This window comes from Streptomyces sp. NPDC012466 (assembly GCF_042955215.1).
In the GTDB taxonomy this organism is placed as follows: domain Bacteria; phylum Actinomycetota; class Actinomycetes; order Streptomycetales; family Streptomycetaceae; genus Streptomyces.
The window spans coordinates 50077-75988 of record NZ_JBIBEQ010000018.1; the positions used below are offsets into that span (position 1 = coordinate 50077).

General features: G+C 73.2%; 19 protein-coding genes and 7 pseudogenes. 16 read left to right on the top strand and 10 right to left on the bottom strand.

Annotated features, from left to right (window positions below):
- Window positions 1-69 precede the first annotated feature (69 nt).
- Entirely contained in the window at window positions 70-261 is a 192-nt protein-coding gene (gene tgmA / locus ACFY9E_RS39200) for a putative ATP-grasp-modified RiPP (protein ID WP_030847392.1), read from the top strand.
- A gap of 16 nt (window positions 262-277) precedes the next feature.
- Window positions 278-1261 (top strand): ATP-grasp ribosomal peptide maturase, encoded by a 984-nt coding sequence (tgmB, locus tag ACFY9E_RS39205; RefSeq protein WP_390993279.1) that lies wholly within the window; start codon window positions 278-280, stop codon window positions 1259-1261.
- Between the two features lie 43 nt (window positions 1262-1304).
- Here the strand turns inward: tgmB and ACFY9E_RS39210 are convergent, their stop codons facing one another.
- Both ACFY9E_RS39210 and ACFY9E_RS39215 read right to left on the bottom strand, forming a co-directional pair.
- Window positions 1305-1508, bottom strand: coding sequence for a hypothetical protein (locus ACFY9E_RS39210; protein WP_031111422.1), 204 nt, complete (start codon window positions 1506-1508; stop codon window positions 1305-1307).
- Between the two features lie 138 nt (window positions 1509-1646).
- A complete protein-coding gene (locus ACFY9E_RS39215) occupies window positions 1647-2102 on the bottom strand; it encodes a hypothetical protein (RefSeq protein WP_390993281.1) in 456 nt (151 codons plus the stop codon).
- Window positions 2103-2287: 185 nt separating this feature from the next.
- On the opposite strand from ACFY9E_RS39215, the gene ACFY9E_RS39220 reads away from it, so the two are divergent.
- Window positions 2288-3259, top strand: a complete 972-nt coding sequence (locus ACFY9E_RS39220) for a helix-turn-helix domain-containing protein (RefSeq protein ID WP_390993283.1) — start codon at window positions 2288-2290, stop codon at window positions 3257-3259.
- A gap of 47 nt (window positions 3260-3306) precedes the next feature.
- Here the strand turns inward: ACFY9E_RS39220 and ACFY9E_RS39225 are convergent, their stop codons facing one another.
- From ACFY9E_RS39225 to ACFY9E_RS39235, 3 genes and pseudogenes are all read right to left on the bottom strand, one after another.
- A complete protein-coding gene (locus ACFY9E_RS39225; RefSeq protein WP_283972632.1) occupies window positions 3307-3558 on the bottom strand; it encodes a DUF5133 domain-containing protein in 252 nt (83 codons plus the stop codon).
- Window positions 3559-3763: 205 nt separating this feature from the next.
- Window positions 3764-3973 (bottom strand): annotated as a pseudogene (locus tag ACFY9E_RS39230) (ABC transporter ATP-binding protein); the annotation flags it as partial.
- A 60-nt stretch (window positions 3974-4033) separates the two neighbouring features.
- Window positions 4034-4891, bottom strand: a complete 858-nt coding sequence (locus tag ACFY9E_RS39235; protein ID WP_390993285.1) for an aldo/keto reductase — start codon at window positions 4889-4891, stop codon at window positions 4034-4036.
- A 292-nt stretch (window positions 4892-5183) separates the two neighbouring features.
- Between ACFY9E_RS39235 and ACFY9E_RS39240 the strand changes: the two genes are divergently transcribed.
- The 7 genes and pseudogenes from ACFY9E_RS39240 to ACFY9E_RS39270 all read left to right on the top strand — a co-directional run.
- A complete protein-coding gene (locus ACFY9E_RS39240; RefSeq protein WP_390993287.1) occupies window positions 5184-6719 on the top strand; it encodes a carboxyl transferase domain-containing protein in 1536 nt (511 codons plus the stop codon).
- A gap of 64 nt (window positions 6720-6783) precedes the next feature.
- A complete protein-coding gene (locus ACFY9E_RS39245; protein WP_390993289.1) occupies window positions 6784-8541 on the top strand; it encodes an AMP-binding protein in 1758 nt (585 codons plus the stop codon).
- Window positions 8538-12506 carry an acyltransferase domain-containing protein gene (locus ACFY9E_RS39250; protein ID WP_390993291.1) on the top strand — a complete coding sequence of 1323 codons (3969 nt, stop codon included), beginning with the start codon at window positions 8538-8540 and terminating at the stop codon, window positions 12504-12506. Before ACFY9E_RS39245 ends, ACFY9E_RS39250 begins: the two co-directional genes overlap by 4 nt.
- Before the next feature lie 22 nt (window positions 12507-12528).
- Window positions 12529-13482, top strand: a complete 954-nt coding sequence (locus ACFY9E_RS39255) for an alpha/beta hydrolase-fold protein (RefSeq protein ID WP_390993293.1) — start codon at window positions 12529-12531, stop codon at window positions 13480-13482.
- Between the two features lie 122 nt (window positions 13483-13604).
- A complete protein-coding gene (locus tag ACFY9E_RS39260; RefSeq protein WP_390993295.1) occupies window positions 13605-14825 on the top strand; it encodes a helix-turn-helix domain-containing protein in 1221 nt (406 codons plus the stop codon).
- A gap of 151 nt (window positions 14826-14976) precedes the next feature.
- Window positions 14977-15618: a cutinase family protein gene (locus ACFY9E_RS39265; RefSeq protein ID WP_390993297.1), complete on the top strand. Its 642-nt coding sequence runs from the start codon at window positions 14977-14979 to the stop codon at window positions 15616-15618.
- Between the two features lie 190 nt (window positions 15619-15808).
- Window positions 15809-16110: pseudogene (locus tag ACFY9E_RS39270) on the top strand (IS630 family transposase); the annotation flags it as partial.
- Window positions 16111-16117: 7 nt separating this feature from the next.
- On the opposite strand, the gene ACFY9E_RS39275 reads toward ACFY9E_RS39270, so the two are convergent.
- Window positions 16118-17839 carry a hypothetical protein gene (locus ACFY9E_RS39275; protein WP_390993299.1) on the bottom strand — a complete coding sequence of 574 codons (1722 nt, stop codon included), beginning with the start codon at window positions 17837-17839 and terminating at the stop codon, window positions 16118-16120.
- Between the two features lie 183 nt (window positions 17840-18022).
- Here ACFY9E_RS39275 and ACFY9E_RS39280 point away from each other — a divergent pair, with 183 nt between their 5' ends.
- Window positions 18023-18253 (top strand): hypothetical protein, encoded by a 231-nt coding sequence (locus ACFY9E_RS39280; RefSeq protein ID WP_390993300.1) that lies wholly within the window; start codon window positions 18023-18025, stop codon window positions 18251-18253.
- 146 nt (window positions 18254-18399) lie between these two features.
- Here the strand turns inward: ACFY9E_RS39280 and ACFY9E_RS39285 are convergent.
- Window positions 18400-18618, bottom strand: a pseudogene (locus ACFY9E_RS39285) (aldo/keto reductase); the annotation flags it as partial.
- Window positions 18619-18701: 83 nt separating this feature from the next.
- Window positions 18702-19307, bottom strand: a pseudogene (locus tag ACFY9E_RS39290) (aldo/keto reductase); the annotation flags it as partial.
- Between ACFY9E_RS39290 and ACFY9E_RS39295 the strand changes: the two are divergent.
- From ACFY9E_RS39295 to ACFY9E_RS39305, 3 genes and pseudogenes are all read left to right on the top strand, one after another.
- Window positions 19306-19716, top strand: coding sequence for a VOC family protein (locus tag ACFY9E_RS39295; protein ID WP_390993302.1), 411 nt, complete (start codon window positions 19306-19308; stop codon window positions 19714-19716). The pseudogene ACFY9E_RS39290 and the gene ACFY9E_RS39295 overlap by 2 nt on opposite strands.
- 209 nt (window positions 19717-19925) lie before the next feature.
- A pseudogene (locus ACFY9E_RS39300) lies at window positions 19926-20246 on the top strand (substrate-binding domain-containing protein); the annotation flags it as partial.
- A 143-nt stretch (window positions 20247-20389) separates the two neighbouring features.
- Window positions 20390-21167: pseudogene (locus ACFY9E_RS39305) on the top strand (sugar phosphate isomerase/epimerase family protein); the annotation flags it as partial.
- Here the strand turns inward: ACFY9E_RS39305 and helR are convergent.
- The gene (gene helR / locus ACFY9E_RS39310; RefSeq protein WP_390993304.1) at window positions 21113-23272 is read right to left on the bottom strand and encodes an RNA polymerase recycling motor ATPase HelR; all 2160 of its coding nucleotides are present in this window, start codon (window positions 23270-23272) and stop codon (window positions 21113-21115) included. The pseudogene ACFY9E_RS39305 and the gene helR overlap by 55 nt on opposite strands.
- Window positions 23273-23463: 191 nt before the next feature.
- On the opposite strand from helR, the gene ACFY9E_RS39315 reads away from it, so the two are divergent.
- Complete coding sequence (locus tag ACFY9E_RS39315) at window positions 23464-24396, top strand: Gfo/Idh/MocA family oxidoreductase (RefSeq protein WP_390993306.1); 933 nt, start codon at window positions 23464-23466, stop codon at window positions 24394-24396.
- On the opposite strand, the gene ACFY9E_RS39320 is transcribed toward ACFY9E_RS39315, so the two are convergent.
- On the bottom strand, window positions 24374-25264 hold the full coding sequence (locus ACFY9E_RS39320) for a GNAT family N-acetyltransferase (protein WP_390993308.1): 891 nt from the start codon (window positions 25262-25264) through the stop codon (window positions 24374-24376). The two genes, ACFY9E_RS39315 and ACFY9E_RS39320, sit on opposite strands and share 23 nt — an antisense overlap.
- A 260-nt stretch (window positions 25265-25524) precedes the next feature.
- Between ACFY9E_RS39320 and ACFY9E_RS39325 the strand changes: the two are divergent.
- Window positions 25525-25902 (top strand): annotated as a pseudogene (locus tag ACFY9E_RS39325) (beta-1,3-glucanase family protein); the annotation flags it as partial.
- Between the last annotated feature and the right edge of the window lie 10 nt (window positions 25903-25912).

Below are 25912 nucleotides of genomic sequence, written 5' to 3' on the forward strand. Positions count from 1 at the left end.
GTCGGCGTACCGGGCGGCCGCGCCCCCGGGCCGCCGCTTGATCGGCGCAGTACCGACGAGGGAGAGACGATGCAACCGTTCGCGCTCAACTACGCGCGCCCGGCAGTGGAGTTGGAAGCTGCCATTCCGTACGTGTACGACGCCGGACAGCAGTTGAACGTGCTCCGCGACGGCCGTGTCGCGGCCTGTGACTTCGCCCTGTTGAGAGAGTTCGGCACCACGACGTCCACCGCCGGCTCCAAGACGCACTTCGACGACTGACCGCGGGTCGCCGAAGATGACCGTACTGATCCTCACCTGCGAGGAGGACGTGACCGCGGACATGGTGGTCGTGCACCTGAACGCGACGGGGGTTCCGGTGGTCCGCGTCGACCCCGCCGATCTGACCGGTGGCGTCGCACTGTCGGGGGAGTACGTGCACGGCCGGTTCCGCGGTCATCTGTCCGCCGGGGGGCGGCTGGTGAGCATCGGGGGGCTCCGTTCCGTGTGGGTACGCCGCCCCGGCGTCCCGGCCGCGCGGGCGGCCCAGCCGTCCGCGTGGCTGACCGAGGAGGCCGCCCAGGCGCTCTACGGCATGCTGCGGGGCTCGGACGCGCGCTGGATGAACCAGCCCGACGCGGCGCGCCGGGCCCGGCACAAGCCGTGGCAGCTGCGTCTCGCCCAGAGATGCGGCCTGCCCGTGCCCGCGACGCTGATCACGACCTTTCCGCGCGCCGCCCGCGAGTTCGCCGAGCGCTACCCGGACCTGGTGGTCAAGCCGGTGTCGGGCGCGCATCCGCAGGACCCGCCGCGCGCCGTGCCGACCAGCCGGGTCGCGCCGGACACCGACTTCTCCGCCGTCGCGTTCGGGCCGACGCTCTTGCAGAGGAGGATCTCCAAGAGGGCCGACATCCGGCTCACCGTCGTGGGCGAGCGGATGCTGGCCGCCCGCAAGGCGACCGCCCGGGACGCGGACCCGGACGAGGTCGACGTGCGGTTCGCCTCGCCCGGCTCGCCGTGGGCCCCCGTCGATGTACCGTCCTCCATCGCCCCCGGCGTGCTGTCCTACCTGCGTGAGGCGGAACTGGCGTACGGCGCCTTCGACTTCGTGGAGGACTCGGACGGAACGTGGTGGTTCCTGGAGTGCAACCAGTCGGGGCAGTTCGGGTTCGTCGAGGTGGAGACGGGTCAGCCGATCGCCCGCAGCATCGCCGAGTGGCTGTCCCGGCCCGTTCCGGTCCAGCCGTCCCATGTCAACGGCCGGCACACGAAGGTTCGTTGAGCACCGGGCCCGGGGCGGACCGGGTCCGGGGCCCCCGCCCGGTTCACTGGGGCCGGGGGCCGGGGAGCATGCCCGCGCGCTGCCAGCCGGCGCCCGGGGAGTGCGGGCGGTCGTAGCCGAGGGACTGTGAGGGCCGCATGACCAGCTCCAGTTCCCTGCTCACACGTTCGGCCTCGCGGCGCACCTGTGCGGGGACATCGCCACGCTCCGCGATGAGTCGGTCGTAGATGGGGGAATCCTGGAACACCCGTCAACGTGCCTTTCTGCTCGTCGGCCCCGTGCGGGGCGAGACTGCGAGTGTAGGCGGCAGGATGTCCCGGAGTGTGAATTCCTTGGGATGACTTGACGCAGACCGGACATCCGTGACAGGGAAAGCGGCGCCTTCTCAGGCTCCCGTCGTGGAACCCGGCCGGACGATCATCAGCACGGTGACCGTCGCCCACAGCAGATTGAAGATGCCCGTGAACATGGCCAGTTGCGCGGTGCTCCCCCGGTCGACATCCTGCTCGGACCTCAACCGGCCGAGCAGCTCCTCCTGGCGGGGCAGGACGAAGGCGACCAGGATGCCGGCGGCCGCTGCGGTCAGGGCGATGGAGGTGACGAGCCATCCGCTGCCGAGGACGCCCATGGCCACCGCGGTGGCGAACCCGAGGAGCGGGACGGTCAGCCCGACGCCGGCGTAGACGCGGCAGATGCGGTGCAGCAGCGCGACGGTGCCCACCCCCGCCGCGTCGGGGGCGGCGCGGCGCGCCGCGGGCGGGAACATGCTGGCCGCGACGGTCACGGGACCGATGGCGACGATGGCGGCCAGGACATGGAGGGACAGCAGGATCTTGGTCACCGGGGCTCTTTCCAGGATGTGATCGACGGCGCCCACGGTAGGGCGCCCCGGCGTGATCGCCCCAGCGGCTGAAACGACAGCTTCCAACGGGTTCTCGCCAACTGTCCTGACCTGCTTCCTCTCGCCCCGGACCGCCCTGGCCCCCGCTCCGCACGGCTGGCGGGAATACGCCTAGGGTGGCGTTCATGCACTCCGTGGCGATCCTTGTCCTCGATCACGTGGTGCCGTTCGACATGGCGGCGCCCCAGCAGACGTTCGCCTGGACCCACATGCCGGACGGGCGGCCCGCCTACCGGGTCCGGCTGTGCGCCGAGACGCCCGAGGTGCGCGCGGACGGGGGCTTCACCCTGCGGATCGAGCGGGGGCTCGAAGCGCTGGCGGAGGCGGACACCGTCATCGTGCCGGGCTGCTCCCCCGACGGCGCGCCGCCGTCCGCGCGGGTGCTGGCGGCCCTGCGGGAGGCGGCCGAGGCCGGCACCCGGATCGCCTCGGTGTGTGTCGGCGCCTTCGTGCTGGCGGAGGCCGGGCTGCTGGACGGGCTGCGCGCCACCACGCACTGGGTGGCCGCAGGCGAGCTGGCCCGCCGCTTCCCGCTGGTCGAGGTCGAGCCGGACGTGCTGTACGTCGACAACGGCCAGATCCTCACCTCGGCCGGGGCGGCGGCCGCGCTGGATCTGTGCCTGCACATGATCCGGCGGGACCTGGGGTCGGCCGTCGCCGCGAACATCGCCCGCATGTCGGTCATGCCGCTGGAGCGGGAGGGCGGGCAGGCCCAGTTCATCGTGCACGAGCATCCGCCCGTGCCCCGGGGCTCGGCGCTGGAACCGCTGCTCGAATGGATCGAGGACAATCTGGCGCACGAGGTGACGCTGGGTGCGCTGGCGGCGCGGGCCGGGATGAGCGAGCGGACCTTCAGCCGCCGCTTCCGCGAGCAGACCGGCACCACACCGCTGCAGTGGCTGCTGCGGGCACGGGTGCGCCGCGCCCAGTACCTGCTGGAGAACTCCGACCACTCCGTCGAGCGGATCGCACGCCAGACGGGATTCGGCTCGCCGACCGCGTTCCGGGAGCGGTTCCGCAAGGTGGTGGGCACCACACCGTACGCGTACCGCACGGCGTTCCACGGGCGCAGGAACGCCTCGGCGGCCCCTTCCTAGGGGCCGCCGAGGCACGGTACCCGGTCCGTGCCGGGCCTCTCCGACTGTCAGCCGACCAGCTTCAGGCCGTTCTCCCCGTCCGCGTCGGCGGCGTCGGGCCGCCCCTCCGTGAGCAGCAGGACGTCCGCCTTGGCGATGGCGTCGCTTATGTCGGACGTCCCCATCATCACGCACAGCGTGTAGCTGACGTCCTCCAGCTCGCGTGCCGCCGTCGGCACGTGCCTCTCCGACTGTGCGATCCTCAGCGACGCGTACCGCGTCAGCAGCTCCCTGACGATCTTCCGGTCCGGTACAAGCACGTAAGCGCCCCTCTCTCTTTTCGCTGCGTATGCCCGAACCGCACGCAAACATTCACACCTTTTTCTCACCTGAGGCGGATTTGACGAGAATCGATCGGATGCCGAGCGCCCAGGCGAGCCGGCCGCTGTGCATCGTCGCCCACCGGCTGTAAGGGCGGGGCGTGCACGGCCCTGAACATGGAGCGCCCGTCCAGCAGCCTGGTCAGATGGCGAGGCGCTGCCGCTGCCCGCCGGACAGCCGGGCGCCGTGCTCGCCGACCAGGGGTGTCGAGCCCCCTGGGGAGCCGGTCGACGAAGTCCGGCGCGTTCGCGTCCCGCGGCGCCGCCCGTACGGTCCCTCGTCGGCGTCGTCCATGGCGTGCGCGACGTTCTCGCGGATCGTGCCGTCGAAGAGGATCGACTCCTGCGGCACCACCTGCTGGTCGACAGCGCGAGACCCGGGGCGGCGCGGCCGTCCCCGGGTCTCGTGGTCCGCTCAGGCGGCGTCCAGCTCCGCCAGCTCCTCGGCGCTCAGGACGAGGTCGGTGGCGGCGAGCGAGTCGCGGATGGTCTCGGGCCTGCTCGCGCCCGGGATCGGGACGACCACGGGCGACTTGGCGAGCATCCAGGCCAGGCACACGCGCTGGGGGCTCACGCCGTGCGCGTCGGCGATGCGGGCGAAGGGGGCGTGGCCCGAGCCCAGTTCGCCGGCCCTGGAGATTCCGCCGAGGGGGCTCCAGGGCAGGAAGGCGATGCCGAGCTCGTCGCACAGGCGCAGCTCCGGCTCGCTGGAACGGAAGGCCGGGGAGAACTGGTTCTGCACGGAGACCAGGCGGCCGCCGAGGATCTCGTTCGCCTGCCGGATCTGCTCGGGGTTCGCGTTGGAGATGCCGGCCATGCGGATCTTGCCCTCGTCCAGCAGGTCCCGGATCGCGCCGACGGACTCGGCGTACGGGACGCGCGGGTCGGGGCGGTGGAACTGGTAGAGGCCGATGGCCTCGACGCCGAGCCGGCGCAGGGATTCCTCGCAGGCCGCCTTGAGGTGGCGGGGGCCGCCGTCGAGCGTCCAGCTGCCGTCGCCGGGGCGGAGGTGGCCGCCCTTGGTGGCGACCAGGACGTCGCCGCCGCGGTCGTGGGAGGCGAGGGCCTTGGCGATCAGGGTCTCGTTGTGACCGACCTCGTCGGCGTCGCGGTGGTAGGCGTCCGCGGTGTCGATCAGGGTCACACCGGAGTCGAGGGCGGCGTGGATGGTCGCGAGGGAACGTTCCTCGTCCGGTCGTCCCTCGATGGACATGGGCATCGCGCCCAGGCCGATCGCGCTGACCTCGACGTCACCGATGCGGCGGGTGTGCATGGGTTCGTGACCTCTTCCGGCTGTCGGGCGATGGTGCACTCCAGCCTGGACGCCGCACGGCCGGGGGTCCAATAGAAGAAGGAGAACGCATTCAGCACTCGGGCCACTGAATGGCGCCGGGCCCCCGGGATCCCCCTTGTCACAGGGGGATGAAACCCCGCGCCCGAGGACTCACCTCCCCCACACAGACCGTCGATCCGTACGGCATGCCTCCGCCTCGCTGCCATATTCGAGAACCACTTCGGAGGTGGTTGTGAGCACAGAGGTGACAGCATCCGGTCCGGGGGAGACGGTGACGCACACGCCCGGAGGCACCGCGGAGCGCGTCGCCGGCCTGGAGCACCGCCGGGAGCGGGCGGTGGCCCCGGGCGGGCCGCGCAGACGCGGGGAGTTCTCCGCCCGGGAGCGCATCGAACGGCTCCTGGACAAGGACTCCTTCACCGAGACCGGCCTGTTCGTCCGGGCCCGGCCCGCCGGGCACGACGCCCGCCGCCCCTACGGCGACGGGGTGGTCACCGGGTACGGCACGGTCGACGGCCGCCCGGTGTGCGTCTTCGCCCAGGACTCCACGGTGTTCGGCGGCAGCATGGGCGAGGCCTTCGGCGAGAAGACCGTCGCCCTGATGGAGCTGGCCCTGAAGACGGGCTGCCCGGTGATCGGCCTGAACGACTCGGGCGGTGCCCGCATCCAGGAGGGCGTCGCCTCGCTCGCCCTCTACGCCGAACTGGTGCGCCGCAACGTCAAGGCGTCCGGGGTGATCCCGCAGATCTCGGTCGTCCTCGGCCCGTGTGCGGGCGGCGCCGCGTACTCACCGGCGATCACCGACTTCACGGTGATGGTGGACGGCGCCTCGCACATGTTCGTCACCGGCCCCGACGTCATCGAGACGGTCACCGGCGAGCGCACCACCGCCGAGGAGCTGGGCGGCGCCCGCACCAGCAACACGGTCAACGGCAACGCGCACTTCCTCGCCGCCGACGAGGAGGACGCCCTCGACACGGTCCGGGACCTGCTGTCATACCTGCCGGCCAACAACCTGGAACGGCCCCCGGAGTACGCCCCCGGGCACGCTCCGCCCGGGACCGGGCTCGACGAGGTCGTCCCGGACCGGCTCGGCGAGGCCTACGACATGCGGGACATCCTGCGCGCGGTCGTGGACGACGGTGAACTGCTGCCGGTGCAGGAGCTGTTCGCGCCGAACATCATCTGCGCCCTGGCCCGGGTCGAGGGCCGCTCGGTGGGCGTCGTCGCCAACCAGCCGCTGCACTCCGCCGGGGTCCTCGACATCGACGCGTCCGAGAAGGCGGCGCGGTTCGTGCGGTTCTGCGACGCGTTCGGCATCCCGCTGCTGACCTTCGCCGACGTGCCCGGCTATCTGTCCGGGGTGCGGCAGGAGCAGGCCGGCATCATCCGGCGCGGGGCGAAACTGCTGTACGCCTACGCCGAGGCCACCGTCCCCAAGGTCACGGTCGTGGTCCGCAAGGCGTACGGCGGCGGCTACGCGGTGATGGGCTCCAAGCACCTGGGCGCGGACGTCAATCTCGCCTGGCCCACCGCCCGGATCGCCGTGATGGGCGCCGAGGGGGCCGTGGGTGTCCTGCACCGGCGCGAACTCGCCGCGTCCGACGACCCGGAGGCGCTGCGCGCCCGCCTCCTCTCCGCCTACGAGAGCACCCACGGCACTCCGTACCTCGCCGCCGAGCGCGGCTATGTCGACGCCGTCATCGCGCCGCGCGAGACCCGGGAGCAGGTCTGCCGCGCCCTGCGCGCCCTGCGCGGCAAACGCGCCCCGATGCCGGAACGCCGGCACGGCAACATCCCCCTCTAACCGCCCCCCCCCACTCCCCCTTTGCGACCCCTAGGCCGATCCGCGCCGTGAGGAGCCCCGCCTGATGGACAGCCGCCGCCCCCCGCTCGCGCCCGTGTGCCCCACACTGCCGGAACACGTACGGCACTGGGCCGACACCACCCCCGAGCGCCGGGCCTTCACCTTCGTCGAGCACCCGGCACCGCACTCGCGCGGCGTCCACCGCACCCTGACCTGGCGCCGCCTGGACGTCCGGGTCCGGGCGCTCGCCGCCCGACTCGCGGACCAGGCGGGCCCAGGAGAGCGGGTCGCGCTGCTGTGCCCGCAGGGCACGGAGTACGTGACCGCCTTCCTCGCGGCCCTGGCCGCCGGGCTGGTCGCCGTGCCCCTGTACACGCCGGGTCTGCCCGGGCACGCGGACCGGCTCGCGGGCGTCCTGGCCGACGCGCGCCCCTCGGTCGTGGTGACCACGAGCCGGGCCAGGGACGAGGTGCGGGACTTCCTCGGGTCCGGCGGGCCGCGGATCGTCGTTGCGGACGAGGTGCCCGACGACGAAGGGCGGGACTGGCAGCCCCTCGCCCCGGACGCCGGGGCCCCCGCCTACCTCCAGTACACCTCCGGTTCGACCCGGGCCCCGGCCGGCGTGGAGATCAGCCACGGCAACGTCGTCGCCAACGCCCGCCAGGCGCTGGGCGCCTACGGCCTCGACAGCCGCCCGGTGACCTGCGTGGGCTGGCTGCCGCTCTACCACGACATGGGGCTGGTGCTCAGCATCGCGGCCCCGGTGGTGCGCGGGGAGCTGTCGGTGCTGATGGACCCGGCGGCGTTCCTGCACGAGCCGGTGCGCTGGCTGCGGCTGCTCACCGCACATCCGAACGCCGTGAGCGCCGCGCCCAACTTCGCCTACGACTACTGCGTCGCGACCGTCACCGCCGACCAGAAGGAGGGACTGCGGCTGGACAAGGTGACCGCGCTGATCAACGGCAGTGAGCCGGTCCGCCCGGGTACGGCCGACCGTTTCCACGCGGCGTTCGCGGGCCAGGGCCTGGCGCCCGGGACGCACTGTCCGTCGTACGGGCTGGCCGAGGCCACGGTGTTCGTCTGCGCGGCCCGGCCGGGTGAGCCGCTGAGCCGGTTCGCGCTCGACCGCGACGCCCTGGCGGCCGGAAAGGCCCTGCCCGCCCCTCCCGGTGATCCCCGGGCGGTGCTGCTGGCGGGCTGTGGCACCCCGGCGGGTCAGCGGGTCCGGATCGCCGACCCGGTGACGCGGGTGCAGCTGTCGGAGGGCGAGGTCGGGGAGATCTGGGTGCAGGGGCCGAACGTGGGCCGCGGCTACTGGAACCGGGACTCGAAGGAGGTCTTCGGCGCGGAGTTCGCGGACACCGCGGCCGGTCCCGGCCCCTGGCTGCGCACGGGCGACCTGGGGACGGTGCTGGAAGGGCAGCTGGTCGTCACGGGACGGCTGAAGGACCTGATCATCGTCGACGGGCGCAATCACTACCCGCAGGACGTCGAGGCGACGGCCCAGGAGGCGCACGAGGCGGTGCGCCGGGACCGGCTGGCCGCCTTCGCCGTGCCGGGCGGCGCCGGGGGCGAGCGTGCGGTCGTGGTGGCGGAGCACGCCCGGACCGTGCGGCTCGCCGAGCTGGATGTGACGGCTCTGCTGCGTAGCGTGCGCGGTGCCGTCTCCGCCCGGCACGGGCTGCGGCTGGCCGATGTCGTCCTGGTGCCGCCGGGCACGGTGCCACGGACCTCCAGCGGCAAGGTGTCACGGGCGCTGACCCGTGCCCGGTACCTGGAGGGCGCCTACGGCGGGCAGGACCGGGCGGGTGCCGCGGGATGAGGCACGTCGACGAGACCGCGCTGCGCCGGCTGATCGCCGAGCGAGTGGCCGCCTGGACCGGCACGTCCCCGCAGGACGTCCCGATGGACCGGCCGCTCACGGACCTCGGCATGGCCTCCCGCGACGCCGTCGCCCTGGCCGGTGAGCTGTCCCGCGCCACGGGCCGTGAGCTGCCGACGACGCTGCTGTGGGAGACGCCCACCGGGGACGCCCTGGTGGCGCGGCTGTGCGAACCGGAGGTTGTGGGGACCGGGGCGGCGCCGGTGTCGCGTCCCGCGGTGCCGGGCACCGCGGCCGAGCCGGTCGCGGTCATCGGGGTCGGCTGCCGCCTGCCCGGCGGGGCGCACGGCCCGGACGGTTACTGGCGTCTGCTCACCGGGGGCGTCGACGCGATCCGGCGCGTCCCGGAGGACCGCTGGCGCGACTTCACCGCGTTCCCGCCCGCCGACGCGCACCCCTACGGCGGCTATCTCGACGACATCGCCGGGTTCGACGCGGACTTCTTCCGCGTCACCCCGCGCGAGGCCGCGGTGATGGATCCCCAGCAGCGGATCCTGCTGGAGGTCGTCCACGAGGCGCTCGACCACGCCGCCGTGCCGGCCGCGTCCCTGGCGGGCACCGCCACCGGCGTGTTCGTGGGCATCTCCGCACCGGAGTACGGGCAGCTGACGGGCGCCGACCCGGCCGCCGTCGATCCCTGGGCGCCCGCCGGCGGTGCTCTCAGCGTCGCCGCCGGACGGCTCGCCTACGTCCTGGACACCCGGGGGCCGAGCCTGGCCGTCGACACGGCCTGCTCCTCCTCGCTGGTCGCCGTGCACCACGCCTGCGTCAGCCTGCGCACGGGCGAGAGCGACACGGCGATCGCCGCGGGCGTCAACCTGCTGCTGTCACCCGCCGTCACCGTCGCCTTCCGCAGGGCGGGCGCCCTCGCGCCGGACGGGCGCTGCAAGCCGTTCTCGGCGGCGGCCGACGGCATCGGGCGCGGCGAGGGCTGCGCGGCCGTGATCCTGAAGCGGCTGTCCGACGCCGAGCGGGACGGCGACCGTGTGCTGGCCGTCATCCGGGCCAGCGCCGTCAACTCCGACGGCCGCTCGAACGGCCTCATGGCGCCCAACCCGGCCGCCCAGCGGGCGCTGCTGGAGAGGGCGTACGCGCAGGCCGGGCTCGCCACCGAGCACGTCGACTACGTGGAGGCCCACGGCACCGGCACCCCGCTGGGCGACCCGATCGAGGCCGGTGCGCTCGGCGCGGTGCTGGGCACGGGCCGCGACCCCGATCAGCCGCTGCTGCTGGGGTCCGCCAAGGGCAACCTCGGTCATCTGGAGTCCGCGGCGGGTGTCGCCGGCCTGGTGAAGACCGTGCTGGCCCTGCACCACGACGCCATCCCGCCGTCCCTGCACTGCGAGCAGGGCAGTTCGCTCGCCGATGCCCGGCTGCGGGTGGTGACCGAGCCGGAGCCCTGGCCCCGCTACGGCGGCACGGCCGTCGCGGGCGTCTCCGGGTTCGGGTTCGGCGGCACCAACGCCCATGTGGTGCTGGAGGAAGGGCCGCCCGGCCTGGCTCCCGTCCGGCCGGCCGAGGAACCGGCCGCCCGCCTGCATCTGCTCTCCGACGTCGACACCGAGCGCCTCCGCGACACGGCGGGCCGGCTCGCCGCCCGGCTGCGTGACAGCGCCGCGCACCCCGCCGACGTGGCCCGGACCCTGGCCGGGCGCACGGGCCGCGGCCCGGTGCGCGCCGCCGTGGTCGCCCGCGACCGCGCCGAACTGGCCGACGCCCTGGACGCGTTGGCGGCCGGAGACACCGACGCACGGGTGACGGCCGGGGACCGCGACCGCGTCGGGCGGGGCACGGTGTGGGTCTTCTCCGGCTACGGCAGCCAGTGGCCCGGCATGGGGCGCCGGCTGCTGGCCGAGGAGCCCGCCTTCGCCGCCGCCGTCGAGAAACTCGACCCGCAGCTCGCCCCGGAGTGCGGCTTGTCCCTCTACGACCATCTGGCCTCGGGTGAGGGTCTCGACCGTCTGGAGGTCGCCCAACCGGTGCTGTTCGGGGTGCAGTTGGCGCTCGCCGAACTGTGGCGGTCCCACGGGGTCGAGCCCGCCGCCGTGATCGGCCACTCCATGGGCGAGGTGGCGGCGGCGGTGTGCGCGGGCGCGCTGGACGTGGCGGACGGGGCGCGTGTCATCGCCGTACGGGCCCGGCTGCTGAGCGGTCTGCGCGGCGGCGCGATGGCCGTGGTGGACCTGGACGACGCCGAACTGGACGCGCTGGAGCGGGACTTCCCGCAGGTGCATGTGGCCGTGCACTCCTCCCCCCGGCAGAAGGTCGTCACCGGTGAGGAGGCGGCGGTGGCCGCTCTCGTGCGCCGGCTGGAGGGGCAGGGCCGGGCGGCCCGGGCCATGCGGGTCGTCGGCGCCGGGCACTCGCCGCAGGTGGACGGACTGCTGCCGGAGCTGGTGGACGCGCTGTCGGGCATCCGGGGACGGCGGCCACGCGTCCCGGTCCACTCCACGGTCCTCGACGACCCGCGCGGAGACTGCCGCTTCGACGCCGCGCACTGGGCGGCCAACCTGCGTCGGCCGGTGCGGCTGGACCGGGCCCTCGCCTCGGCCGCGGCCGACGGTCACACGGCCTTCGTCGAGATCTCCCCCCACCCGGTGCTGACCGGCGCCGTCGCCGACACCGTGCCCGGCGCCCTCGCCCTGGCCACCCTGCGCCGGGACGCCGACGGATCACAGGCGTTCGCGGGGCAGTTGGGCGCCCTGTACGCGGCGGGACAGCGGCTGCCCGTGCCCCCGGGGCGGGTCATCGACCTGCCGCTGCCCCGGTGGCGGCACGTACGGCACTGGTGGACCGACGGCCGGGCTGCGGGCGCGGAGCCGCTGACCGAGGAACCTCCTGCCGCTGCGCCGGAATCCTCCTCGGTGCTGGCCCGTCTGATCCACCACGCGGCGGCCGTCACCGGCCACTCCCCCGCCCGCATCGCCCCGGACACCGCGTGGACCGACCTCGGGCTGGACTCGCTGATGGCCGTGCGGATCCGCACGGCGGTGGAGCGCGAGTTCGGCGTCGAACTGCCCCTGCGCGACCTGTTCGCCGCCGTCACCGTCGAGGACGCCGCCACCCGCATCCAGCGCGCCCTCCCGGGTGAGGACACGCCGGTGCGGCCCCTGCGCACCGGCGGCACGCGGCCCCCGCTGTTCCTCGTCCACGCCGCCGGCGGCCCGGTCACCGTCTACCGGGCGCTCGCCGAACGCCTCGGCGCCGACCAGCCGGTGTACGGGCTGGAGCGGATCGAGGAGGCCCGGACGGTGCCCGAGAAGGCGCGGCGCTACGCCGAGGCGATCAACGCCGCCCACCCGGACGGGCCGTGCCTGCTGGGCGGCTGGTCCTTCGGCGGGTTCGTCGCCCAGGAGACCGCGCGGCACCTGACCGCCGCCGGGCGGGAGGTGCGGCTGGTCGTGCTCATCGACTCCGTACGGCCCCTCCCCCGCCCGGGCCTGACGCGGGCCGACCGGATCCGGGCGCACTTCGAGGGCTTCGCCCGCCATGTCGCCGACGCCTACGGCGTGCGGCTGGAGTTGCCGTACGACGAGCTCGTGGCCATGGACGACGACGCGGCCCGGATCGACACCGTGCTGCGGGCCCTGCGCGAGGCCGCCGACGTGCCGCCCGCCGCGCTGGAGCACCAGCGGGCCTCCTACCTGGACATGGGCATCGGCGAGGCTCACCGGCCCGGCGGCCACGGCGGGCCGGTCGTCCTCTACCGGGCCACCGAACCCGCGCCGCACACCGTGCGCGACCCGGCGTACGAGCGGGACGACCCGGCGCTGGGCTGGGACGAGGTGTGCCCCCGTCTGGAGGTGGTGCCGGTGCCCGGTCACCATCTGTCGTTGCTCGATCCGCCGCACGTCGACGCGATCGCCGCCCATCTGAGCCGCCTGCTCGCCGAGCCGGCCCCCTGACCCTGGAACCCGAGGAGCCGTCATGCCCGACCTGCCGCACCAGCCCGCTGCCGGAGTGTCCCGCCGCACCGTCGCCAGAGCGACGGCCGCCGCCGGTCTCGCCGCCCTGTTCGGGGCCGCGGCCGGCACGGACCCTGCCCGGGCGGCCGGGCGGCTCGGACCGCGCACGCTGGACGTGTCCGTGCCCTCCGCCGCCCTCGGCCGCAGCGCGCCGGTCCGGTTGATCCTGCCGTCGGACTTCGGTACGCGCCCGGAGAAGAAGTACCCCGTGCTGTACCTGCTGCACGGCGCCCATGACGACTACACGTCCTGGACCCGCGAGACGGACATCGAGGCGTTCACCGCGGGCCGCGACCTGATCGTGGCGATGCCGGACGCGGGCCCCACCGGCATCCCGAGCGTCTGGCGCGGCGGCCCCGACTACGAGACGTTCCAGGTGAAGGAGGTGCCGGCGCTGCTCGCCCGGGACTACCGGGCCTCCGGCGTCCGGGCGGTCGCCGGAGTCTCCACCGGCGGCTACGGGGCGATGGCCCACGCGGCCCGCCACCCCGGGGCGTTCGCCGCGGCGGCCTCCTACAGCGGCATCCTGGACACCACGGCCCCCGGTGTTCCCGCCATCATGGACGCGATCGTGGCCCGCGAGAACCTGCCGGCCGCGTCCCTGTGGGGCAATCCACTGCTCAACCTTCTGACCTGGCGGGACTTCAACCCGCGCGCCCGCGCCACCGGGTTGCGCGGCACCGCCCTGTACGTCTCGCAGGGCAGCGGGGTGGGCGGCGTCGGCGATCCGCTGCCCGGAATCCTGGAAAGCGCCCTGTGGCCCTCGGCCCAGGGTTTCGCCCGCACGCTGGCCCTCATGGGAGTACCGGCCACCACGCACTTCTACGGGGGAGGCGGGCACGACTGGGCGCACTGGAAGCCGGAGTTCACGGCCTCGTGGCCTATCCTCGCCCGTGCACTGGGTGTGCCCGAGTGACGGGGGTGCCGTCGGGGCACGGAACGGAGCGGAGGGGTCGTCCGTCCAACACAGGACTTCCCACTCGTCCCACAGGCGACAGCCCGCGGGTGAGCCGCTTCCGGTCGAAAGGAGTGTCCGTGATGGCTGTGCCCACTCCGCACGGCGTGCCGGACCGTCCCGCCGCGCCGCAGGTTCCGCCCGAGCTGGCGGATCTGCTGCGCGCCAATCTGGCGGCCGTCGCCGACGAGGTGGAGGAGGAGGTCCGCCGCCAGGTCCCCGAGTACGCGCGGCCCGCCGACGGCACCTACCGCCAGAACCTGCGGTCCGGGGTGGTGCAGGCACTGACCCTGTTCGTCGACCACATCGCCGACCCGCGCGACGACGGGGGCGCGATCGCGGCGACGTACTACGAACTCGGGCGGGGTGAGGCCCTGGAGGGCCGCAGCCTGGACGCGCTGCAGTCCGCGCTGCGGGTCGGCGGCATGCGCGCCTGGCGGCTGATGGGCCGTACGGCGGAGGAACTGGGGCTGGACTCGGCGGTCGTGGCCGGACTGGGGGAACTGGCGTTCCGGACCGTGCACGAGGTCGCCCAGGCGGCCGCGTCCGGGTACGCGGAGGCCCAGCTGCGCAGCACCGACGAGTTGGAGCGCCGCCGCAAGCGCCTGCTCGACCTGCTCCTGGAGGACGGGCCGGTGGCGCTGGAGGCCGTGCAGGACCTGGCGCACAGCGCGCGCTGGCCGGTGCCCCGGACGGTCGCCGTCGTGGCGCTCGCGGCGGCGCCGGACCGGCGGGAGGAGGACCGGCCGCTGGCGGCGTCGGGCGCCCTGGTGGACATGGGGTCCCGTCCGCCGCGCATGCTGGTGCCCGAACCGGACGGCCCGGGCGGCATCGGCGGCCGGGCGTTCACGCTCGCGCTGCGCGGCCGGCCCGCCGCGGTCGGGCCGACGGTCGCGGTCACCGAGGCCGCGCAGTCGCTGCGCCTGGCCACCCGGGCGCTCGGGCTGATGGGCCGTGGGGTGCTCCCCCGGCAGGGCGTGGTGCGCTGCTCGGAGCATCTGTCGACGCTGCTGCTGTACGGCGACGAGCCGCTGCTGGAGCGGCTGGGGGCACGGGTCCTCACGCCCCTCGACACCGTGTCGGCGGGGCAGCGCGACCGGCTCGCCGAGACACTGCTGGCCTGGCTGCTCAGCGGCAGCAACGTGCCGGACGTCGCCGTGCGGCTGCACATCCACCCGCAGACGGTCCGCTACCGTCTGCGCCAGCTGGAGAAGCTCTTCGGTGACTCCCTGCACGATCCGGCGACCCGCCTCGACCTCATTCTGGCGTTGCGCGCGGAATCACTGCGCCCGCCACAGGACTGATGGCCTGAATTCAGGCGGCGTACTCAATCGGCGACAAAAACCGGCGGCGTTTCCATAATCCCGTCCATAACAGGAGGCGGAAGAAAGCGAATACGTTCGGGGCGTCCTTTTTCGCAGGCGCTTTACGCGCCTCCCACGCGGAGGATCCCCCATGCGTATCCGTATGTGTCTCGCGGCGCTCTCCCTGGCCGGCGGGGCCGGACTTGCCACCCTCACGGCTCCCCCGGCCATGGCCGCGGCCTGCTCGGACGTCGAGGTCGTCGCGGCTCGCGGCACCTTCGAGCCGGGCACCCTCGGCTTCATCGTCGGCGACCCGGTGTATTCCGCGCTGCAGAAGAAGGCAGCGGGCAAGAACCTGTCCAGCTACAAGGTGAACTACCCCGCCGACCTCTCCCCCACATCCGCGGCGCAGGGCAATCTGGACCTGGTGAACCATGTGAAGAGCCAGGCCGCTGCCTGCCCGAATCAGAAATTCGTTCTCGTCGGCTATTCGCAGGGCGCGAACGTCGTCGACAACTCGATCGGCATCAGCAGCGCGGGTGCGGTGGTCGGCAGCCCCATCGTGGCCACGCTGCCCGCGGCCCTCGAGCCGAAGGTCGCCGCGGTGCTGCTGTTCGGCAACCCCATCCGGGCGCTCGGCAAGAGCGTCACCGGCACGTACCAGGGCCGCACGCTCGACCTCTGCGCCAAGGGCGACCCCGTCTGCGAGAACGGCGGGGGCGACGTCGGGGCGCACCTGAGCTACCGGGACGACGCCGAGGAGGCGGCCACGTTCGCAGCGGGCAGGCTCTGAGCCCCGCCCGTACACGAAGGGGCCCGGGAGGACATCCTCCCGGGCCCCGGGCGTGCGCGCGGGCAAGGACCAGTGCCGCATCAGGCAACGTTCGCCCTGTTCACGACCTCGCGGGAGGCGTTGGTCGGCGGCGTGCTTGTTTCACCCCCCGTGCGGGCGGGTGCAGGTCGCCCGCCGGCGGGGCCTCGGCAAGGTTCGTATCGCGATCGTCCGCGACAACTTCTCCCCGCACCCGACCACGAAGAAGTGCCAGCGGGTCGGCACCTGGGCCGCGGCGAACAACGTCGAGATCGCCCGCACCCCGACGAACTCCTCCTGGCTCAACCGCATCGAGGCCCATTCACCGCCCTGCGCTACTTCACCCTCGACGGCACCGACCACTCCACCCACAAAGAGAAGGGCAGCAGGATCCGCCGCTACGTCATCTGGCGAAACCGCCCTGCCGACGACCGGCTTCTACGCGCCGTCGTCGACAGGGCGAACGTTGCCTGATGCGGCACTAGCGCGGTGCCCGCGCGAAGCCGGCGAGGTTGGTGGAGACGGGCTCCGGCCGGCCGTTGTTCTGCACGGGGGCGGCGGTCAGGACGTCGAGGTGCTGGTAACCGTCGGCGACCACGGGGTGCAGCTCGGCCGGGACCCGGCCGGCCAGCAGTCCCTCACCGGCGAGCACGGTGAGCACCGGATTGGCCTTGAGCCCCTCGGGATGGACGACGAGCTTCTTCACCTGCGGGGAGGTGGCCAGCTGGATGTCCGTGACCAGCTTGGTCGGGAAGTACTGCTCGGTGAAGTCCAGCGGCTGCTCGGCGAGGCTGCGGGCCAGTTGCCGCACGTCGGTGACCTCCTCGCCGGCACCGGTGAACGGGGTGCCGTCGGCCGACCGGTACCCCGGGTCGTCGGCATCGCCGACCCGGTCGTAGTTGCGCCAGGTGTAGAGCGGGCCCTTCGGCTTGTCGGGGATGGCCTTGTACGCGGTGCCGTACAGCCCGGCCTGGCGGTCACCGCCGTTGGCGACGGGGAAGCTCTTGTCGGCGATCGGTCCGCCGTCGAAGAAGCCCACGCTGGTCTGCAGGAACGCCAGCGGTACGGAGTTGTCGTCCAGCAGCGCACCGAGCACGGCCCCGTTGGTGAGGCGGAAGTCCTTCACCGCGGGCTTGCCGCTGAGGAAGGCCGCGGTGTCCTTGGCGAACAGGAAACGGTGGGTCGCCTCGATGTTGAGGTTGGAGGGCAGGTAGCGGGGCAGGTCGGCCTCGCCCTCCAGGTCGTTCAGGGCGCCGAGACCGGCGATGCCGAGCAGGGTCATGGTCTCGGGGTTGAGCAGCACCGGCGCGGACAGCGTGCGCGGCAGCACCCCGCTGTCGAGCCCGGCCTGCACGACGCCGTGACCGAGACCGATGTCGGGCAGGTTGGTGTCGGCGGGGATGCTCCCGCTGAGGTCGGCCAGCGAGGTGGAGACGGTCGTGTCGAGAGCGAAGTAGCCGGCGCACTGGTTGTACCCGGCGTCCGCCGTGGTGGCGCGGTCGCCGTCGAAGTCGGCGGCGGCGAAGTAGCCGGTGATCACACCGCCCAGCGAGTGCCCGCCGCACAGCACCTTCCGCTTGCGGAGCGCCTGGGAGGGCAACTCGGCGGCGAGGAGGTCGTACTGGTCGCGTACGGTCTGCTCGATGCCGAGCTTCGCCATCCAGCCCAGTTGGGCGTTGCCGGCGTAGCCGCCGAAGGTCCGGCCGCCGACCTGCGTGCCGCGGTAGTAGTAGTCGACCGCGGTGTGCTGGTCGCCGGAGGCGATGCCGGTGCGGTCCTCCAGGCAGTTGGAGCGCCGGTCCAGCGCCCAGAACTCGATGTGCAGCCCCTGCTCCGCGGCTTTCGTGACGGTGTTGCGGGCGACGCTGTCGAAGGCGCCGGCTCCTTCGAGGATGCCGGGCTGGGCGATGAGGACGCGGTCCGCGTCGGCCGAGGCGGCGGGCCCGCCGGCGGAGCGGTAGCGCAGGTACGACAGCCAGTCGCACGCCGCCGGACGGGCCCCGGCCGACTCCGGCAGCGGCACCTTCACCCGCACCATGGACTCGGTCACTCCGGTGACCGGCGAGGTCGATGTCACCGGCGTCTCGGTGCGCGTCCCGTCGGCTTGGGCGCCGGGGGCGGCGGCCGTGAGTGTCCCGGTGGTCAGCAGCACCGCCAGCACGGCGCCGCACCACTTCCCTCTACGCATACGGTTCATGTTCATGCCACGGACGCTAGGGTGGCGCCGCCACCGCTCTCAGCCACTGCTGATGAGAACTCAGCTTCCGGATCGCGCCTTGTCACCGGCGCACAGCGCGCCCCGGCGCCGGAACCCCCGGCACGGGTGCGTCACGCTTCCGGACGCCACCGAGCTGCGAACCGGCCGTTTCGGGAGCATGGTGGGGCTATGGACGGTCAACCCCCTGTGGTCGTGCAGCCGCCCGCGACGGACGGCGGACGGCTGGTGACCATCCACGGCGAGCGCATGGGCGTCGCCTACAGCCTCTTCGACGTGCTGGACCTGCTGCACCGCGAGGGCCTGCCCACCACCGACACGGCCGTCGACGACACCCAGCTGATCGAGTGGCAGGGCGGCGGCCCGTACGACTGGAACAACGGGGCGTCCGAGGAGGCGTGAGCCCCGTACAGCGTGCCCGGATGTTCCGTGCGCTCCGGCCCGTGCGGCCCCTTTCGCCAACCGGTGCAGGCGGTCGCGCCGGGCGGGCGCAGCTTCAGGTCGGCCGCGGCGAGGTTCTCCTCCGGATGCACGATCCGGACGGTGCCGGGGATCGGCAGGCCGACCGGCGCACGGTCGAGGAGCCAGGCCGGCGCGACCTGCGTGGGCGTGACCCCGAGCTCGGCCGGCGACGGCGGTGATCTCCCCCTCGGTCCCCGCCTTCCCCAGGCCACGGGCCGCCACCGCTGGAAGGCGATCCCGACCACCGCGCACACGTCCAGCACCGGCTCGTGCTCCCGGCCGAGCAGGTTGTAGCGGTTCTGCACGCTCGCGACGTCATGAGCTCCCGGGCCCGCCGCAGCTCGTCGGCGGTGACCTCCGATGGCCCGATCCGGCCGACCAGGCCTTCGGTCTGGAGCTCCCGCAGGGTGCCGAGCTGGTCGGCGAGCGGGGCGTCGGGGTCGATGCGGTGCAACCGGAACAGTTCGTCCGCCCGGTCCGCAGCCGCCACAGCGCCTTCCGGACCTGGTCGCGCAGGATCTCGGGCCGCCCGTCGAGCTTCCAGTCGCCGCCAGGGCCGGTCCACGCGACACCGACCTTGGTGGTGATCAGCAGGCCCTCCGGACAGGGGTGCGGGGGCCTCGGCCAGGAGCTCCTCATTGGCTCCGCCGCCGTACGGATGCGCCGTGCCGCTCAGTGTGACGCCCAGCTCGACGGCCCGCCGGGCGATCGCGAGGGCGTTCTCCCGGCCGGGGCCCGGTCCGGTCGGCAGGTGCATCGCGCCGAAGCCGAGCCGGCGTACCTCCGGATCTCCGCCGATGCGGACCGTGGATGCCATGGGCCGGCCGCCTCCCCCTCCGCTCAAGAGGTCACGCTGGCAGGGCAGTTGGCGACGACACCGGCGGCTGCGGCACGTCGCACCGATCCGGGCGCGGCACGTTCGACGAGCCGTTGCCGGTACCCGGCGATACGCTGCGCGAAAACGACCCTTTGCCCCATTCTGGGAGGTTCTCATGGCCTCGCGTCTCAATCCGTACCTCAGCTTCAACGGCGACGCCCGGCAGGCGATGGAGTTCTACAAGGAGGTCTTCGGCGGCACGCTCACCCTCAACAGCTACGGAGACTTCGGGCAGGCGGACGCCCCGAACGCCGACAAGATCATGCACGGCATGCTGGAAACCACCGGCGGCTTCACCCTGATGGGCGCCGACAACCCGCCGGGCATGGAGTCCGAGCAGGGCAGCTCCTACTCCGTGAGCCTGAGCGGCGACGACGACGCCGAGCTGCGCGGCTACTGGGAGAAGCTGTCCGAGGGCGGCTCGGTGTCGGTGCCGCTGGAGAAGCAGATGTGGGGCGACGTGTTCGGCATGTGCACCGACCGCTTCGGCGTCCCCTGGATGGTCAACATCAGCTCGGAGAGCTGAGCACCGAAAAGCCCGACGATCCGGGAACGCCCACCCGCCCGAGGCCGCCCGTACGCACGGTTCACCGCCGGTGCGTACGGGCGGCCCTCTTTTATTGGTACGTCCTGACAAAGCGGTTGACATCACTCGGGAGTGCCCGCCTAGCACCTGCCACTAGAGCGCGCTAGTGGCGCGCTCCAGTCACCGAGTACGCGGGGTCCGCACCCGGGAAGGACTCCTCCATCGACCAGGTGGTCACGCTCGGCGCCCCGATCGCCCTGACCGCCGTGCAGTCGGTGAAGGACGCGGGCAGCAAGGCGAAGGTCGCCACGTTCGACCTCAACAAGGACCTCGTCGGCGCCATCCAGGGCGGCGGCATCGCATTCGCCGTCGACCAGCAGCCCTATCTCCAGGGCTACCTGGCCGTGGACGCACTGTGGCTGTACAGGACCAACGGCAACGTCAGCGGCGGCGACACCGCTCCCGTGCTCACCGGACCGGCGTTCGTCACCAAGGACAACGTCGACAGCGTCGCCGAGTTCGCCGAGAGGGCACGCGCTAGCGGAACCGGGCAGCGGGGCACCGTGTCAGGCCGGCTCCGGCTCCCCCGGGGCCGGCCCGCTCGTCCCGCGCACCACCAGTGCGATCGAGCGGCTGCTGAACGAGTCCGACAGCCGCCGCACCAACCTGTGCCTCGTCACTGCGCACCCACGGCGTCCGGCTGTCCTCCGTACTGCCGCTGTACAAGTGGTCCTCGCCGGACGAGACCGAGCGGCGGGCCGCCGTCCGCTACTGGAAACGGATGATCGAGATCACCGCCGACCTCGAATGCCCCCTGATGAACTCGGAGTTCGACGGCCGCCCGGAGCGCGCCGCCGAGAGCGAGGCCGCTTTCTGGCGGTCGCTGGAGGAACTGCTGCCGGTGTTGGAGCCCGAAGGCATCGCTCTGAACCTGGAGGCCCACCCCGACGACTTCTGCGAGGAGAACACCCCGGCCGTCGACCTCGTCCGGGCGATCGACAAGCCCTGGGTGAACTACCTGTACTGCGCACCGCACACCTTCCACCTGTCCGGTGCCGACCCCGGCGCCGACATCGCGGCGATGATGCGCTACGCCGGTGACAAGCTCCGGCACGTGCACATCGCGGACTCCTCCGACCACAAGGGCTCCAGCGCCTGCGCTACATCCTCAACCCGCCGGGCACCCCGGCCCGCATCCACCAGCACCTCGACATCGGCCAGGGCGAGGTCGACCGGGACGCCTTCTTCGGCACCCTGCGCGAGCGGGGCTTCGACGGGGTGCCACCGCCTGCGCCTTCGCCTGGGAGGAGCGGGCCCGGGAGTCGTCGGCGTTCATGCCGGTCCGCATCCGCAAGGAGCCGGCCGGTGAGGAGGGCTGCCCGGGCCCGGCGGAGCGTCAGGAGCTCGTGAGGATCACGAGCTCCTGCGTCGCCCGGGTCATCGCGACATAGCGGTCGACCGCCCCCTCGATGCCCGTGCCGAAGTCCTGCGGGTCGACGAGGACGACCAGGTCGAACTCCAGCCCCTTCGACAGCTCCGGCGTCAGCGACCGGACGCGGGACGACGCCGGCCGGAACGCGGGATCGCCGATGACGCACGCGATCCCCTCCTCGTGGGCGGCGAGCCAGGTGCCGAGAACCGAGTCCAGCTCCGCCGTGGAGCCGTGCCGGACCGGGACGCCGCCGCTGCGGATCGAGGTCGGCACGTTGGCGTCCGGCAGCACGGCCCGGATGACCGGCTCGGCCTCCGCCATGATCTCCTCGGGCGTGCGGTAGTTGACGGTCAGGGACGCCATCTCGACCCGGTCAAGCCCGACCCGCTCCAGCCGTTCCCGCCACGACTCCGTGAACCCGTGCCGGGCCTGGGCACGGTCCCCGACGATCGTGAAGCTCCGGGAGGGGCAGCGCAGCAGCAGCATCTGCCACTCCGCGTCGGTCAGTTCCTGCGCCTCGTCCACGACGATGTGCACGAACGGCCCGGCGAGCCGGTCCGGGTCCGCAGTGGGCAGGGCGCTCTCATCGACCAGGGAGTTACGCATGTCCTGTCCGTGCAGCATGACCAGCACGCCTTCGCCGTCGTCGTAGCCGTGGGCCTCCAGCAGGTTGTCGATGACGTCGGCCATGCCCTCCCGCTGGGCGGCGACAGCGGCTTCCTGCCGACGCCTGCGCCGTGACGCCTCCGGGTCGCCGAGCCGCTGGCGTGCCGCGTCCAGCAGCGGCAGGTCGGACACCGTCCAGGCCTGGGGTTCCTCGCGTTGCAGCATGCGCACCTCCTCGCGGCCGAGCCAGGGCGCGCACATCCGCAGGTAGGCGGGTACCGACCATAGGTCCCCGACGAGGTCGGCCGCTTCGAGGACCGGCCAGGCGCGGTGGAAGGCCGTGAGCAGCTCCCGGTCCTGGGACAGCGCCTTGCGGAGCAGGTCCTCGGGGGCCTCGCCCTCGTGTCTGTCCACGAGGATGGTGAGCAGTTCCTCCCAGACCTGCTCGCGTGCCTCGTTGTGCGGCGTGCCGGGCTCCGCCGCCTCGAACGCCGCGGCCCAGTCGGCGGCGCTCAGGCGGATGTCGGACCAGTGGGTCGTGACCGTCATCGCCCCGGTGGGCGGCTCCTCGTAGAACCGGACGGCCTTCTCGATCGCCCGCACCATGTCCGCGGACGACTTCAGGCGCGCCACCTCCGGGTCGGTCTCGGCCCCGGCGGTGGCGCCCTCGTCGACGAGGTCGCGCAGGATGCAGGTCTGCACGCCGTCCTCGCCGAGGCCGGGCAGGACGTCGGAGACGTAGGACAGGTAGGGCCGGTGCGGGCCGACGAACAGCACGCCGCCCCGGCGGTGTTGCCCGAGACGCGGGTCGGAGTAGAGGAGGTAGGCGGAGCGGTGCAGGGCCACGACGGTCTTGCCGGTGCCCGGGCCGCCGTCGACGACGAGGGCGTCGCGGGAACCGGCGCGGATGATGGCGTCCTGGTCGGCCTGGATGGTGCCGAGGACGTCCCGCATCCGGGGCGAGCGGTCGGTGCCGAGGCTGGCGATGAAGGCGGACTGGTCGTCGAGCGCGGCGTGTCCGTCGAACCCGTCGGCGGTGAACACCTCGTCCCAGTAGTCGCCGACCCGGCCATCGGTCCAGCGGTACCTGCGGCGGCTTGCCAGGCCCATCGGGTTGGCGTGGGTGGCCCCGAAGAACGGCTCGGCCGCCGGAGAACGCCAGTCGACCAGCAGCCTGCGCCCCTCCCTGTCCGTGAGGCCGAGCCGTCCCACGTACACGGGCTCGGAGCCGTCCGCGCCGACCATGTGCCCGAGGCACAGGTCGAGTCCGAAGCGGCGCAGCGCGCGCAGCCGGGCGGTCAGCCGGTGGATCTCGGCGTCCCGGTCCATCGCCTGCCGTCCCTTGCCGCCGGGTGCCCTGCGCTCGGCTTCGAGGCGGCCGGAGAGTTCGGCGATCGACTGCTCCAGGCAGTCGGCGACGGCGGCGAAGTGCTGTTCGTCCCCGGCGATCAGCGCCGGGGCGGCCTTGTGTGCGAGGCGGTCGGGAAGGTCGAACGCGCTCGTGGTCAGAGGGGTCACGTCATGCTCCCGTTTCCGCAGGTCCTGGGCCTAGGCCGGACATTCTGCGGGAGACGGGGGGCCTTGCCGCAAGGCCCCCCGTGGGCTATAACTTGAGACAGGCAAGGAGAGCGCTCCTTGCCTTTCTTGTTGCCCGCCCGCCGTTTTCGTGTGGCACGCTCTTCGTCCTGGCAGCGTGGAGAGGCGGCGGCATGCGGATAGGACTGCTCGGCACCGGACCCTGGGCGCGGATGGCCCACGCACCCGCGTTGAGCGGGCACGACGGGCTGGACTTCGCCGGGGTGTGGGGCCGCCGTCCGGAGGCCGCCGAGGAACTGGCCGAGCGGCACGACGTGCGGGCGTACGACGACGTCGACGAGTTGTTCGCCGACGTGGACGCCGTGGCCGTGGCGCTGCCGCCGGAGGTGCAGGCCGAACTCGCCACTCGGGCGGCGCGGGCCGGATGCCATCTGCTGCTGGACAAGCCGCTCGCGCCGACAGTGGAGCAGGGGCGGGCGGTGCTCGCGGCGGCCGAGGAGGCCGGTGTCGCATCGGTCGTGTTCTTCACGACGCGCTTCCAGCCGGAGCCGGCGGCGTGGATCGCCGAACAGGCCGCGGTGCCGGGCTGGTTCACGGGGCGGGCCGAGTGGCTCGGGGCGGTGTTCACCGGTGAGAGTCCCTTCGCGACGCCGTGGCGGCGGGAGAAGGGCGCCCTGTGGGACGTCGGCCCGCACGCCCTGTCCGTGCTGCTGCCGGTCCTCGGCGACGTGCGGCGTGTGACGGCGGCGGCGTACGGGCCCGGCGACACGTCCCATCTCGTCCTCGACCACTGCGGTGGCGCGTCGAGCACCCTCACCCTGAGCCTCACGGCACCGGCCGCCGCTGCCGGTGCCGCCGTGGAGCTGCGGGGAGAGGTGGGAGTCGCGGTGCTCCCCGACAGCGCCGACGGAGCGGTGCCCGCGCTGATGCGGGCCGCGGACGCCCTGCTCGACGCCGCCCGGACCGGCCACCCGCACGCCTGTGACGCGGCGTTCGGGCTGCGGGTGACGGAGATCCTCACGGCGGCCCAGGACCTGCTGAACAACGGGTCCTGGCCGGGCGATGTCCCCGGCGCCGGCCCGCTTACCGCGCCGGGTCGAAGTTGAGCCGCTCCTTCACCACCGGGAAGCCGGCCTTGGCGAAGTTCGCCGCCATGGGGAAGTTGCCCCGGTCCGTGGCCGCGGCGACGAACTCAGCCCCCTGCTCGACGAGGAAGTGGGTGCACTCGGCCAGGAGGTCGTAGGCGTAGCCGTGGCCGCGCTGGCCGGGCAGGACGCCGATGAAGCCGATGCAGGGGCCGGTCGGATTGTGGGCCGGGATGTGGATGCCGACCGTCTCGCCCTGCGGGGTGCAGGCCACCTGCCACCACGCGCGGGGCGAGGGGCACCAGTGGAAGAAGTCGAGTTCCTCCTGCGCCGCCTGGTCGAGTCCGCCCTGCTCGATGGCCTTGAGGGCGTGGGCGTCCAGGGTGGCGGAGTGGATGCGGCGCAGCGCGTCGAAGAACACGGCGTCGTCCGGTTCGGCGCGGAACTCCAGGCGCCCGGGCCGCTCGGGCAGGCCGCGCTCCGGGGTCCAGCGGTACAGGAGGCGCTCGACCAGGAGGGCGTACCCGGCCTTCCGGGCGGCGGTGAGGCGGGTCTCGGCGGCGGCGCGCAGTTCCGGGTCGTCGCGCCAGCCGGCGGGCAGGTTCAGCTCCAGTTCGACCTGCCAGGGGGCGGAGCGCAGGAGTGCGGCGCCCGCTTCCTCCTCGCCTTCGGCCACGTCGAACCAGTTGAGGTTGAGGGGCTCGGTGTCGTCGGGCCCGCCCCACCAGGCGCCGCGGGCGACGACGCGGCCGTCGCGCAGGGCCACCCGCTTCCAGTCGGGGCGGTGCCGGGTCAGCCGGTGGCCCTCACGGGCGCCCAGCGGGTCGGGCAGGGTGTCGAAGAGTTCGGCGTCGCTCGTGCCGAGCGCGCGGATGACCGGGTCGGTCATGGGATGTCCTCCGGGACGCAAGCTGCTCAGAGCGCTCCCGGTCGGTCAGTCGAGGCACGCCGGGACGACGGGGAGGGAGCGCGGGTACGGGGTGAACTGCACGGCTCTGCCCTCCTTCGGCCGGTCTCAGGGCGTGGCGCGCCACACGCTACGGGATCCCCGGCGGGCCGTCCATCGCTTTCCCGGCACGGCTCAACTGCTCCTCAAGAGGTGGTTAAGCGGTCCATGGGGTCTCAAGTGACCTCGGTAAAGGAGAACCGTTCACCGGCCGGGTGCGCGGCGAACGGTTCTCCTTCACCGGGCCCGCCGAGGTCTCCTTCGCCAAGCCGTCCACCCGGGACGTGCTGTTCTGCGACGGTGCCCTCGCCGCGCCCAACGACGGCACGACCGGGCCGGTCGCCGCCGTTCTGGGCGCGGGCTTCAACCGCTCCACACTGCTGAGCTCCTCCGCCCAGCCGGCGGCCGACGCGGCGTCCTTCTACCGGGCCGGCCTCACCAACCACTAAGCCAAGGCCATGCACGCGGCCGCCCAGGACGGCACGGCGTACGGCTTCGCCTTCGACGACATGGCCGACTTCGCCTCGTACATCCAGGACACGGCTCCCACAGGCATCAGGCTGACGCTCACGCCGTTCTGACCGGACCGCG

What these genes read in the sequence shown, in the direction of transcription:
- ACFY9E_RS39315 (WP_390993306.1), top strand. Translation starts at nt 23,464, where the DNA reads ATGCGGATAGGACTGCTCGGCACCGGACCCTGGGCGCGGATGGCCCAC.
- tgmA (WP_030847392.1), top strand. Translation starts at nt 70, where the DNA reads ATGCAACCGTTCGCGCTCAACTACGCGCGCCCGGCAGTGGAGTTGGAA.
- tgmB (WP_390993279.1), top strand. Translation starts at nt 278, where the DNA reads ATGACCGTACTGATCCTCACCTGCGAGGAGGACGTGACCGCGGACATG.
- ACFY9E_RS39280 (WP_390993300.1), top strand. Translation starts at nt 18,023, where the DNA reads ATGGACGGTCAACCCCCTGTGGTCGTGCAGCCGCCCGCGACGGACGGC.
- ACFY9E_RS39255 (WP_390993293.1), top strand. Translation starts at nt 12,529, where the DNA reads ATGCCCGACCTGCCGCACCAGCCCGCTGCCGGAGTGTCCCGCCGCACC.
- ACFY9E_RS39245 (WP_390993289.1), top strand. Translation starts at nt 6,784, where the DNA reads ATGGACAGCCGCCGCCCCCCGCTCGCGCCCGTGTGCCCCACACTGCCG.
- ACFY9E_RS39295 (WP_390993302.1), top strand. Translation starts at nt 19,306, where the DNA reads ATGGCCTCGCGTCTCAATCCGTACCTCAGCTTCAACGGCGACGCCCGG.
- ACFY9E_RS39220 (WP_390993283.1), top strand. Translation starts at nt 2,288, where the DNA reads ATGCACTCCGTGGCGATCCTTGTCCTCGATCACGTGGTGCCGTTCGAC.
- ACFY9E_RS39265 (WP_390993297.1), top strand. Translation starts at nt 14,977, where the DNA reads ATGCGTATCCGTATGTGTCTCGCGGCGCTCTCCCTGGCCGGCGGGGCC.
- ACFY9E_RS39235 (WP_390993285.1), bottom strand. Translation starts at nt 4,891, where the DNA reads ATGCACACCCGCCGCATCGGTGACGTCGAGGTCAGCGCGATCGGCCTG.
- ACFY9E_RS39260 (WP_390993295.1), top strand. Translation starts at nt 13,605, where the DNA reads ATGGCTGTGCCCACTCCGCACGGCGTGCCGGACCGTCCCGCCGCGCCG.
- ACFY9E_RS39320 (WP_390993308.1), bottom strand. Translation starts at nt 25,264, where the DNA reads ATGACCGACCCGGTCATCCGCGCGCTCGGCACGAGCGACGCCGAACTC.
- ACFY9E_RS39275 (WP_390993299.1), bottom strand. Translation starts at nt 17,839, where the DNA reads ATGAACATGAACCGTATGCGTAGAGGGAAGTGGTGCGGCGCCGTGCTG.
- ACFY9E_RS39250 (WP_390993291.1), top strand. Translation starts at nt 8,538, where the DNA reads ATGAGGCACGTCGACGAGACCGCGCTGCGCCGGCTGATCGCCGAGCGA.